1 pseudogene is annotated in these 2,480 nt (G+C 46.8%); it reads right to left on the reverse strand.

Features of this window, described 5'->3' with window-relative positions:
* Positions 1-2,480, reverse strand: a pseudogene (locus tag A9Z07_RS11105) (hypothetical protein); the annotation flags it as partial.

Here is a 2,480-nt window from a genome sequence, read left to right on the forward strand (position 1 = left end):
TCATAAGCAGTGTCACCACCAATGATGTTCTTCACGCCTTCGCCTTGAGCATGGAGCTGACTGCCGTTGATCGCTTCAGTTGAATCGGCACTCACCGTACCCGCGGTCACACCACTGATTTTACCTGTTGCACTATCAATGTTGACCTCGCCCACTTGCACAGAGTCAAAGTTCACATCACGTGCCGTTGCAACTTCATAGTTGGTACTGCCGTCAGCATTGGTTGATTCAGTGACAACCATGTTGTCACCTTCAGTCACTGTGGTTTTCGCCTTGGTTGCAGCGTCGCCAACCGCACTGATGGCATCATTTAGGTTGTCCTTGCCTGTGCCACCAATGTTTGGATTGGTATAGCGACCAGTCTCTGGATCATAAGCAGTATCACCACCGATAATGTCTTTCACACCTTCGCCTTGTGCGTGTAACTGACTACCGTTAATCGCTTCTTTCGAGTCGGCAGCGACTTCGCCCTCAGCGACATTGGTAATTTTCTCACCACCCGCATCAATACCTGTACGGCTCACACTTGGCCCAACTAGTGCACCTGATGCATCTGTAAATACCAGACCAGTACCATTCAGAATCGTACTATTGCCTTGAACATCTTTGATAGTCGTGCCAGCAGCTGTCGTTGCCGTGCTATTGCCTTGAGCATCTTTAACAATGGTTCCACCAGCCACCATTGTAGTTGAGTTGCCAACAGCATCTTTAACCTCGACACCACTATTATCCAGACGGGTATCGCCTGCAGTTACGCTATCTACTTTCAAATCACGGTTCAGACTGTATTTAATATCATTACCGTCTTTCGCGACTTTTAAGTTTTCCTCACCGTCTGCTGTACCAATATCAACAGGATCTCCTGCTTTCACTGCACCAGCATTTTCACCATTGGTTTGTAATGTCCAGCCTTTATCTAATGCGGTGATCGCATCGCCCACATTATTGACATCACTACCATTCACCGTATAGGTCGGACTCGAAATGGCACCAGTAACTGGATCATAGGTTGAACCTCCACCTAAACCACTGGCCGTACTTTCACCCAATTTACTGGTACGGTTATCATTACCAGCGACCACCTGATCAAGCTGGTCTTTATTAACCGCATCTGTGCCCTCTGTTCCTGCCGCAACATTGGTAATTTTATTGCCTGCTGCATCAATGCCATCTTTGGTGATACTTGGACCACCTGCAATGGTCAGTCCTTCGTTGTTAATGACAGTATCGCCAGCAGTCACACTATCCACTTTCAAGTCACGGTTCAGGCTGTATTTAATGTCATTACCATCTTTCGCGACTTGGAGGTTTTCTTCACCGTCCGCTGTACCAATATCAACGGTATCACCTGCTTTTACTGCTGCTGCATTTTCACCATTGGTCTGTAAGGTCCAACCTTTATCCAGTTCAGCAATGGCATCACCTACATTGTTGACATCATTGCCATTTACGCTGTAATTCGGATTTGAAATAGCGCCAGTTTCTGGATCATAAGTTGAGCCGCCACCTAATGCATTCGCAGTACTTTCACCTAACTTACTATTACGAGCATCATTATCTGCGACAACTTGGTCTAACTGGTCTTTATTAACCGCATCTGTGCCTTCAGTTCCTTCTGCAACATTGGTAATTTTATTACCGCCTGCATCGATACCAGACTTAGTGATACTTGGACCACCCGCAATGTTTAGTCCTTCGTTATTGATGACCGTATCGCCTGCAGTCACGCTATCCACTTTCAGGTCACGATTCAGGCTGTACTTGATGTCATTGCCTTCTTTCGTGACTTGTAAGTTTTCTTCGCCATCCACTGTACCGATGTCAACAGTATCACCTGCTTTCACCGCAGCTGCGTTTTCACCATTGCTTTGTAATGTCCAGCCTTTGTCCAGCTCGGCTAATGCATCACCGACATTGTTGACGTTATTACCATTCACATTGTAAGTCGGTGCGCTGACCGTACCATCGGGATTGACCGTTGAACCACCACCTAAGGCATCCGATACGCTTTGTGCTGTACCTGCCAATTGACTACCGTTGATGGCATCGGTTGAATCAGGATTGACATCACCTGCAGTCACGCCAGTGATTTTGCCTGTTGCACCATCGATGCTCACGTCACCCACTTTAACTGAATTGAACTCAACATCATCCGCTGTCGCAACGGTATAAATGGTTTGTCCATTTGCACCTGTTTCACTTTCAACGGTCATGTTTTTACCAGCTTCAACTTCAGTTTTCGCTGCTGCGGTTTCACCTTCAATCGCATCTGCAACGTTGGCATAGCCATTGTCATTGACAGTGAATGGACCGTTTAGCTTGCCACCTTCATTGGTTACACCACCACCAAGCATGTCACCAACTGAACCCACGCTGTCATTAAGCTGACCACCATTCACTGCATCTTTAGAACCCGCAGCAACATCACCATCAGCAACATTGGTAATCTTGTTACCCGCAGCATCGATACCATCTTTAGT

Origin of the sequence: Acinetobacter sp. YK3 (assembly GCF_001729365.1) — a bacterium.
Classification (GTDB): Bacteria; Pseudomonadota; Gammaproteobacteria; order Pseudomonadales; family Moraxellaceae; genus Acinetobacter; species Acinetobacter vivianii.